Source organism: Calothrix anomala FACHB-343 (assembly GCF_014696435.1).
GTDB lineage: Bacteria > Cyanobacteriota > Cyanobacteriia > Cyanobacteriales > Nostocaceae > Aulosira > Aulosira anomala_A.
The window spans coordinates 41,909-52,136 of sequence record NZ_JACJQG010000072.1 but is presented as its reverse complement, the minus strand read 5'-3'; the positions used below and the strand labels follow the sequence as shown (position 1 = coordinate 52,136).

The following is a 10,228-nucleotide window of genomic DNA, read 5'->3' as shown; positions in this document are numbered from 1 at the left end:
TGACTGCTGTAGATAAAGCTAAGTTAGTCCCCATGCCCCATGCCCCATGCCCAATGCCCAATAACTACAAAAATTGTATGAAATATTCCCTCGTGGCGAATGCTGCGCAAGCCCGTCAGACAAAACAGCGATTTGCTAAACCAGATGAACAACTATCTTATGAGTTGGGTAAAGCCGTTCAGGAATTACCGCCGCTATATACAAGATTGTTAGCGGGAACGATCAGCTTGATAGTATTTGGGGCGATCGCATGGGCAAATTTTTCGGAAATTGATGAAGTCGCGATCGCGCCAGGGGAATTAATAGCATCTACTCAAGTGCGTCCAGTCACATCTTTAGGTGGTGGGACAATAGTGAGAATCAAGGTTAAAGAAGGCGATCGCGTCACCAAAAATCAAGTCTTAATTCAACGCGATCCCGATTTGAAGCAAACTGATGTCAATCGCCTGGCTAAAGCTACTAAATTGATTCAGGAAGACTTACAGCGTTTAGATGCGGAACGGGTGGGAGTAAAAAGTACTGGTACTAAACTCCAAGATGAACTGTTAAACTCCCGTTTGGCTGATTATCAAGCACGCCAAGCTACAGCCGAAGCCGAAGCCAATCGCCAACAAGCGATCGCGAATCAGGCCAAAGTGCGACTAACAAGATTACAAGAAAATTTAGTCAATGCTAAAAGCGCTTTTGTGAACGCCAAAACTAATCTCGCTAACGCCCAAAGCATTAGTGCGAAAATGCAAAACAATTTGGAAATTGCTGAAAAAAGAGAACAAAGTTTACGTACCCTTGTATCTCCTGGTGCTGTACCTAGAGTTGATTATCTAGAAGCACAAGAAAGATTAAATCGAGCTATTACAGACATCACCAGATCTAAAGATGAAATCACAAATGCTCAAAATAAAATTATTGAAGTTCAAGACAGAATTACATCTTTAGAAAAAGATATTGCAGCCCAAGTTCAAGAAATTCGCCAAGCCCAAGAAGCCTATCAAGCTGCACGCAATCAAGCGCAACGTGTCGCATCAGAACGGCAAACGGAAATCCTCACCCAAATCAACAAGCGTAAAGAAGAATTAGCTAATGTTTCCGGTCAATTAGAGCAAGCTAAAAAGCAGGAAGACGAAGAAACAATTAAATCTCCTTTTGCCGGGACAATTTATAAAATCAAAGCTACAAAAGGCCCTGTACAAGCTGGTGAAGAATTACTTTCTATTTTGCCAGAAGGGGAAGAAATGCTGCTAGAAGTTAAAGTCCTCAATCGCGATATTGGATTTATTCGTCGGGGGATGAAAGCTAAGGTAAAAATGGCAACTTTCCCATTTCAAGAATTTGGCGTAATTAATGGTGAAGTTGTTCACGTTAGCCCCAATGCCATTACAGATAAAGATTTAGGCTTAGTATTTCCTACTAGGATAAAGTTAAATAAACACTCAATTAATTTCCGTGGGCAAGAAGTTCCTTTAACTCCTGGTATGACAGCAAATGGCGAAATTGTTACTCGGAAGAAATCAGTTTTGACCTTTATTATGGAGCCAGTGACGCGCCGATTTAGCGAAGCATTTTCTGTGAGATAGAGGAATGCAATTCACGTAGGGGCATGGCAATGCCATGCCCTCTTGAATTAGCTAACAGTATTAAGCAGCATTAATATCTAGCTCCCATGCTCTGCGTGGGAGCGTAGATTTATGAGGCTCTGCCTCAATTTATCAGAGACGAGGCGGAGCCTCGCAATCCGCATTTCCAGCCAGAGGCTGGAAACGAGATAGAGAAAGTTTTTTAGCTTAATTTGATACAGGTGGGCAATGCCATGCCCTCTTAAATTAGCTAACAGTATTAAGCAGCATTAATATCTAGCTCCCATGCTCTGCGTGGGAGCGCAGATTTATGAGGCTCTGCCTCAATTTATCAGAGACGAGGCGGAGCCTCGCAATCCGCATTTCCAGCCAGAGGCTGGAAACGAGATAGAGAAAGGTTTTTAGCTTAATTTGATACAGGTGGGCAATGCCATGCCCTCTTAAATTAGCTAACAGTATTAAGCAGCATTAATTATCAGAAAATTATTGCGGAAATCATTGTAAGACAGAGTTAGAACACCATTAGTTTCACCTTGTCTTGTCACACCCCAAGGATTATAGAGAGTTAAAGTTCCATTTGTGGTGTCAGCACTAATAATAGTGTACTCATGTCCGCCAACAATATTTAATCCTGGATTAGAAATAGTATCGGCTGTCATTGCTTTTCCAGTAGTTAACATAGTAGCTATTTGCGACAAACTTAGAAAAGCGCCCGAACGAGTTCCTGTATTACTCCAACTTGTATCAGCATAGTAACCCCCACTGATACCAGTAAGAGATGGCATTACCCGATAACCCCAACCGCCCTCAATGCTGCCATAACTGTTAGCATTAGAATCACGTTGAGATAGCCCAGATTCAGCAAATTGAGCATAAGCTTTTTCTGCTAAAGCTACCCACAAGCCTAGATTGAGATTGTCGTATTTAGCAAATCTTTGTCCGGTGTAGCCCTCACCTGAGACATTGGTTGGTAACCAGCGATCGACGGTGACATAATCACTAGCTGTAGTAACTTTACCATTGTATTGACCGTAGAATCTGACTGTAAAAGTCCCGTCACCATTGTCAATAAACATATTTGTAATTGCCGATGGTTGCTGGCGTGCTGTTGCGCCTAAAGAAGCTAAGAAGTAACAGTCACCTAAGAAACCTTGCTTAACATCTTGGTAGTTGAATGTACCATCGCTACCAAATAAACTACCTGAAGCTTGCTGATAAGTCATTGTAAATCCAGTTGGTGCGGTTGGGCGATCGCCTCCTAAAAACCACTTATCAATTAGCCGATCCATTTGCGTGGCGCTGCTACCAGCATACAAGTTACCTAATGCGCTACCCTTGTAATTTTTATTTGCAACATCACTATTAATAACTTTGTTAGATAACACACGTACATGATCGTCTATATTGAAGCGGCTAGATTCACTGACAATTTTCCGCAAATCCTGTAGTTCATTGCTATCAATTAAACCGCCATCTCTCGCATCACGAAAGATATCAATCATATCTTGGCGGCTTAATTTATTATCAGCTGCACGCAGTCGCGTCAGATCGATTATTTGTTTATCTATGAGATTTTGGCTAAACCAATCACTAGTAATCTGAATTGTAAATTCACGTTCAACTACATCACTTTTAGCACCTGATTTATCGTAAGCTAATGCCGAGAGGCTATATTTTCCATTCGCTAGGTTTAAATTACTCAACGATAAGCTGTAGTTGAAACTTCCCAAGCGATTGTCATTAGTTGAAGGTGTGAAACTCACAACATCCACAACATCAACAAAAGTTCCATCGGATTTCTTAATGCGGAAATCTACGCGAGAGATATCTGTAACACCGTTAGCATCATAAACTAAGCCACTATTAATGCTGAGAGTATCTGTAGGTTTAAGGCTGATATTATTGAGGTTGAATTGTAATTGAGTAGGTGCGATGTTATTGGTGAAGCTAAATTCACGTTCAACTAAATTACTTTTAGCGCCTGATTTATCGTAAGCTAATGCCGAAAGGTTATATTTTCCATTTGCTAAGGTTAAATTACTCAACGATAAGCTGTAGTTGAAACTTCCCAAGCGATTTTCATTAGTTGAAGGTGTGAAATTTACAACATCCACAACATCCACAAAAGTTCCATCGGATTTCTTAATACGGAAATCTACGCGAGAGATATCTGTGACACCGTTAGCATCATAGACTGAGCCACCATTAATGCTGAGAGTATCTGTAGGTTTAAGGCTGATATTATTGAGGTTGAATTGTAATTGAGTAGGTGCGATGTTATTGGTGAAGCTAAATTCACGTTCAACTAAATTACTTTTAGCGCCTGATTTATCGTAAGCTAATGCCGAAAGGCTATATTTTCCATTTGCTAAGGTTAAATTACTCAACGATAAGCTGTAGTTGAAACTTCCCAAGCGATTTTCATTAGTTGAAGGTGTGAAATTTACAACATCCACAACATCCACAAAAGTTCCATCGGATTTCTTAATACGGAAATCTACGCGAGAGATATCTGTGACACCGTTAGCATCATAGACTGAGCCACCATTAATGCTGAGAGTATCTGTAGATTTAAGGTTAGTATTATTTAGGTTGAATTGTAATTGAGTAGGTGCGATGTTATTGCTGAAGCTAAATGTCTGTTCAACTAAATTACTTTTAGCGCCTGATTTATCGTAAGCTAATGCCGAAAGGCTGTATTTTCCATTTGCTAAGGTTAAATTACTCAACGATAGGCTGTAGTTGAAACTTCCCCAACGATTGTCAGTAGTTGAAGGTGTGAAACTCATCACATCAGCGACATTAACGAAGGTTCCATCGGATTTTTTAATGCGGAAATCTACCCGTGCAATGTTTCCCACACCATTGTCATCATATACCCAAGCATTATTAATGCTGAGAGTATCTGTAGATTTGAGGCTAGTATTATTGAGGTTGAATTGTAAATTATTGGGAATACTGTTAATTACTTGAGCAGAAACACTCAAATTATACTTAGTATCACCCTTGGCTGAGTAAACTCTTATGAAGTATGTACCACTCTCTAAAGATGTTTTGAGCGATTCAGGAGCCGTTCCTGTAGTATAACAACCAGTAATAATTTCACCTGTATCAACTACACCATTTAAGTTATAGTCGCGAATTATTTGTACATTTGCATCAGCTAATAACTTATCGAGAGAGAGGCTAAAACTACTGCGGCTACTAAGGTTGAAGCGATAAAAGTCGTTTGGATCTGACAAACCCACCAAGTTGTTGAAAGTTTGAGGGTTAGAATTTAAATTTATATTCAAAGCTGTATTTAGCGTGTTATCTGAAATATCAAAAGTCATAAATCCTCTTACCAATTGCTAAATTAAAGTGCTTGCTACCTTGTGTAGCAAAGGTTTTTTAAATAGAATTGCCAGCCAAATACATATTGATTACATTCTGCATTTGCTCATGCAGAAATAGTAAGGGTATACCTGCGTATTTTTTTGTGAAGTACAATTAAAGTTAAAATGATACTTATAAAAAAATATGGCTTCATGCGTGTTGTTCTAGATGAAAACACCCTTTTTTAAGTCGTGATGATGAATAATATGGAATTTAGAGATTCCATGTGCTATGGCAATAATTTTCCTATACAAAATAATGAAAGCTCGATCGGGAAGGAATTTAGGGGGATTTAGAATGACACCAATTTGAAAAAAGAATGCGACAGATACACAACCTCAACGCCTTGTTCTGTCTGGATTCTTAATTTTGAATTTTGAATTTTGAATTGGTATGACATACTTTAATAAAAGTGGCTGTAAAATTTATTTACAGCCACTTTGAAGCAAAATTAAAAGATTATTTGACAGAGATGCGATCGCTCTATAAGCTACCCTCATCACCCAGTGCTAGAGTCTGGTGTGGTTGAGATTTATGGGTTAGCAAACCATTGGCGCAATTCATCCATTTGTTGTTGAAATCTTTCCAGGATGCTTTGTATATCTTGTGTCTGATCGTTTTCGGGGCTATTGTTATTGTCTGTTTGCAGACTGCTATCATAATAGCGGTATTGAGAATTGATGTTTGCATTGCTGAATAAATCGACGCTTGAGGCTGGTGTGGAACTATTCGCGCTTAAATCTATGGTCTGATTTTCGGCGATCGCGCTATCATCAAAATTGACTGTCGAAAATTTAGCCGGATTTCTTGCTATCTCTGCAATAAATTCATCGGCTAACCAACCAGCACTTAATCCAACGTCTGGATTTTGTCCCCCATTACCCGCAGTTTGTGTCATAAATTGACGTACTTGGGCATCAGTTAGGCTAGGATTAGCACTGAGCATTAAAGCTACTACCCCAGCAACATGAGGCGCAGCCATAGATGTGCCATTATAACTACCATATTGATTGCCTGGTAATGATGAGTAAATACCCACTCCTGGCGCTGTCACGTAAGCGAGTTGACTGATTCCTGGTGTATTAGAAAAATCTGCAATCTGATTATTGCGATCGACTGCGCCTACAGCCAATCCCCATCTATTTGCATAACTAGCAGGATAAGATAGGATCGGTAACCCATTATTACCAGCTGCCATCACAACTACTACACCTTTGCTGCTAGCATATTCAATAGCTGATGCTAAAGAATTATTAGGAAAATCGCTACCCAAGCTGAGATTAATTACTCTAGCTCCTTGATTGACAGCGTAGTAAATACCTTGAGTAATTGAACTAATAGAACCAGAGCCAGAATCATTTAAAACTTTCACTGGCATAATTCTGGAATTATAGGCAATACCTGTCACACCAGTACCATTATTTTCACCAGCAATAGTCCCAGAAACGTGAGTACCGTGACCGTTTCTATCTATGGGATCGTTGGAATTTTCTACAAAATTCCAACCGTGAATATCATCAATATAACCATTACCATCATCATCTATATTATTATTAGCAACTTCGCGAGTATTAGTCCAAATATTATTTTGTAAATCTATGTGATTATAGTCAACTCCCGTATCAATCACAGCAACAATAATATCTTGTCCTGTGTATCCTCTAGCCCACACTTCTGGGGCTTTTACCATGTCTACATTCCAACTATTACCACCTAAATCGGCAACATCAGTAAAGGTATTTTGTCCAATTCCTCTAGCAACTCCGGCTGCGGCATTCACTAATCCATATCCAGTGGTAGAGTCATAACTCATAGTACTCATGGTATCTTCACTATTTAGCGATTGAGCCTGAGTAGAATTGGCGTTTACAGCATTGATATTATTATCAAAACTACTTCTGCCACTGAGATTAAAATTGTAGTCATCTTGAGAAGTAAAAGTATCTGCGGAGGAAATAGGATTAATATTTAGCCCGTTATTAGTCAATGTGCTGTTGTTACTGGACGCATGGGGCATAAGTATTTTCTCCTCAAAGATGACATTTTTGTGCAGCCGGAAATTGCGTAACTTTGATGATACGAAGTAATGCAGTCAAGAATAAATTTCTCTAATTATAGGACTTACGCAGTGTCAGATATTTTTCATGCTTTTTGTCAATGGTCAATAGTCCATAGTCCAAAAACATGAATTTTGACCATTGACTTTTGACCACCCTTGTGAGGATTTTTGTGTTCGGTGCGTAAGTCCTAAATTAATAATTACTATAAAATTAATCATAAATATGATATCTTAATCACAAAAGTAGTAACTAAAACTGTTTGCTGAATTTTAATTTTCGCGATAATAGAGAGGGTTTTAACAGCCTAAAAATCTATCTGTGTATTTGATTACTGAAAAATTAAATCTAGGCGTTGCTGAGTAATTTTGAGAGCTTCTGCTGGTGAATTTTTACCTAATAATACAGATTCAATCGCTCTACCTAGATTGTCAGAAATGCGTGAATAATTAGGAAAAATAGGACGCGATCGCCCGAATTTTGCTTGGTCTAAAAATACCTGTATTTGAGGGAATTTCTGAATAAATTTTTGGTATTTACTACTTTGGCGCGATCGCACATTTACAGGTAAATAACCAGTTCCTAAAGCTAATTCGGTTTGAAATGCTTCACTGACAGCATATTCTGCAAATTGAAAGGCGGCTTTTTGCTGTTCTGGCGTAGTTTTAAATAAGAATAAATTCTCGCCACCAATACTAGTAGCCGGATTTTGTTGCTTGGGAATGGGGAAGACATCAAAATCTACACCACTTTGTTGAAATTCTCCCAGACTCCAGGGGCCAGTGACTTGCATTGCAACTTTACCATTCACCAGGTTATTAACTTCATAACCTCGTTCTGGTTCGGATAACATCGCCGAACCATCGGTGATTAAATCGCGCCAAAATTGTAAAGCGGCGATCGCGCCTTGATTTTCTGTTAAATTCACAGCAGCAGCTTGCTGTACATCACCACTGACAAGTTCACCACCACCACTCCACATAAAGGGTAACCAAGTAAACACGGTAAATTCGCTTTTACCTAGAGGAAGAAGCATTCCGTATTTATCTATTTTGCGATCGCCATCGCTATCTCTGGTTAATTTCTTGGCTACTTGGCGCAACTCTTCCCAAGTTTGCGGTAACTTGTCAATTCCGGCGGCTTTAAACAGACTAGGACGGTAAAAAACGCCGACATTATTTGTTGCAAAGGGTATTGACCAGATTTTACCCTGATATTCCATCGATGCAAATAAAGTCGGGTCAATTTCTGCTTTTACTGGTGATTTTGCCAGCATTTCATCTACAGAAATGATGGCATCAAGTTCCACTAATTGACCGGCGATGGTTGGGTTGTACCATAATAAATCCGGCGGTGCATTGCCGACTACAGCCGCCAAAATTTTGGGCATTTGCTGATCCTGTTGCCCAACATACAACGATTCTACTTGAATATGCGGATGAGTTTGATTAAATTTATCTACTAGCTTTTGCAATACATCCCGATTTTGCGGTGGATTCACGCCTTGCCACAAGGTAATATGAATTACCTTTGCTTCTGGCTGGCGGAGAATTGCTTGACAGCCAGTAACAACTAATACCGCCACAAATAACATCAACAGCCAGTATTTCAGGTAGCGGGAGAACTGTCTGCTGTGACGCTGGGGATAGTGCTGGGGCGAAAAAAATTTGGACACGATCTACTCAATCAGCAATTCCAGAAAAGCGATCGCCTCAACTGTCTCACTTTCTGGAACTGTCGCGCAATTATCTTTAGGAAGAGTTAGTTGTCAGTTGTCAGTTGTCAGTTGACTGTTGACTGTTGATGGTTGACCGTTGACTATTGACCATTGACTTTCAACTATATCTTAATCTGGAAATAGAGTTGAGATGAAGTTAAAGTTATGGCGGGACATAGTAAGTGGGCTAATATTAAGCGCCAAAAGGCTGTGGTGGATGCAAAAAGGGCAAAAACCTTTACTCAGCTATCACGGGCGATTATTGTCGCAGCCAGAAGTGGAATTCCAGATCCAGCAGGTAATTTTCAATTACGTACAGCAATTGATAAGGCTAAGGCTGCGGGAATTCCTAATGATAATATTGAACGAGCGATCGCTAAAGGCGCAGGTACATTTGGTGGTGATAACAATAGTTTAGAAGCAATTCGTTATGAAGGTTACGGCCCTGGTGGTGTCGCAATTTTAGTCGAAGCTTTGACAGATAACCGCAATCGCACTGCGGCTGATTTACGGGCTGCTTTTAGCAAAAATGGCGGAAATTTGGGGGAAATGGGCTGTGTAAGTTGGATGTTTTCCCAAAAAGGCGTTTGCACTGTTGAAGGTGTAGTTGATGAAGAACAGCTTTTAGAAGCTTCTTTAGAAGGTGGTGCTGAGTCTTACGAAATGACTGAGGCGGAAATAGCGGAAGTATTTAGCGCTGTTGAAGATTTAGAAACGCTGAATAAAACCCTGAATGAAAAAAGCTTTCAGGTAACTGATACAGAATTGCGCTGGATTCCTAGTAATAGTGTAGAAGTTACCGATGCCGATCAGGCGCGATCGCTTCTCAAATTAATTGATACTCTAGAAGGTTTGGATGATGTGCAAAATGTGACATCTAACTTTGAAATGTCGGAAAGTCTCATGGCTTTGAGTATTGTTTAGGAGAATTTGGATAATTTGTTGTCTAATATACATCTGCGAAAATAGACATACAAATTTCATAAAATTTACAAACTATTGACATACGGCTATGAGATGCTGGAAGTTTTCAGGCTTTATAGTTAAATTCCAATAAATTATTTGGTAAAGCCTTATTTCTATGATTAATATTGTCTGGCATCTATAGCTGTTTCTCTAGTTTCCCTGTGTTAGCTGTGATGATAATTTGCTGCGGAAGTTGTAGCTAGGTATAGATGATTTACAAATTAAAAAACAATTTGCCCAGAGAATAATATAGAAATCTACACAGAAAGTTTATATAACTAATAACATAATCACACACTCTTTTGCGATACTATAATAGTCTGCTATTAAATGATATGGACAATCTCAAAGAGATGAAGTTAGATTGAACTCGCAACCCTGGCTCTATGGCTAGCTGCCCTAACCCTAGACCTATGTGATAATCGCCTGTTTGAGATGGCTATAACTGCTAATTTATACATTTTATAGTAGATAATCAATTAATTCTTTGATTTTCCCGTAACTACACACTATACCATTCAAGCCTGCTGCCTTTGGTA

5 protein-coding genes are annotated in these 10,228 nt (G+C 39.3%); 2 read left to right on the top strand and 3 right to left on the bottom strand.

The window, feature by feature from the left end; genetic code table 11:
• Positions 1–77: 77 nt before the first annotated feature.
• Positions 78–1,574, top strand: a complete 1,497-nt coding sequence (locus tag H6G08_RS30195; RefSeq protein ID WP_190549853.1) for a beta-barrel domain-containing protein — start codon at positions 78–80, stop codon at positions 1,572–1,574.
• Positions 1,575–2,032: 458 nt separating this feature from the next.
• Here the strand turns inward: H6G08_RS30195 and H6G08_RS30190 are convergent, their stop codons facing one another.
• From H6G08_RS30190 to H6G08_RS30180, 3 genes are all read right to left on the bottom strand, one after another.
• The gene (locus H6G08_RS30190; protein WP_190549842.1) at positions 2,033–4,906 is read right to left on the bottom strand and encodes a C2 family cysteine protease; all 2,874 of its coding nucleotides are present in this window, start codon (positions 4,904–4,906) and stop codon (positions 2,033–2,035) included.
• 575 nt (positions 4,907–5,481) lie between these two features.
• On the bottom strand, positions 5,482–6,966 hold the full coding sequence (locus tag H6G08_RS30185; RefSeq protein WP_190549840.1) for a S8 family peptidase: 1,485 nt from the start codon (positions 6,964–6,966) through the stop codon (positions 5,482–5,484).
• Between the two features lie 371 nt (positions 6,967–7,337).
• A complete protein-coding gene (locus H6G08_RS30180; protein ID WP_190549851.1) occupies positions 7,338–8,600 on the bottom strand; it encodes an ABC transporter substrate-binding protein in 1,263 nt (420 codons plus the stop codon).
• Between the two features lie 288 nt (positions 8,601–8,888).
• On the opposite strand from H6G08_RS30180, the gene H6G08_RS30175 reads away from it, so the two are divergent.
• Positions 8,889–9,647, top strand: a complete 759-nt coding sequence (locus H6G08_RS30175) for a YebC/PmpR family DNA-binding transcriptional regulator (protein WP_190549838.1) — start codon at positions 8,889–8,891, stop codon at positions 9,645–9,647.
• The last annotated feature ends 581 nt before the right edge of the window (positions 9,648–10,228 follow it).

Bases quoted from the DNA above. Each gene is read 5' to 3' on its own strand.
- H6G08_RS30195 (WP_190549853.1), top strand. From the start codon at position 78: ATGAAATATTCCCTCGTGGCGAATGCTGCGCAAGCCCGTCAGACAAAA.
- H6G08_RS30190 (WP_190549842.1), bottom strand. From the start codon at position 4,906: ATGACTTTTGATATTTCAGATAACACGCTAAATACAGCTTTGAATATA.
- H6G08_RS30185 (WP_190549840.1), bottom strand. From the start codon at position 6,966: ATGCCCCATGCGTCCAGTAACAACAGCACATTGACTAATAACGGGCTA.
- H6G08_RS30180 (WP_190549851.1), bottom strand. From the start codon at position 8,600: ATGTTATTTGTGGCGGTATTAGTTGTTACTGGCTGTCAAGCAATTCTC.
- H6G08_RS30175 (WP_190549838.1), top strand. From the start codon at position 8,889: ATGGCGGGACATAGTAAGTGGGCTAATATTAAGCGCCAAAAGGCTGTG.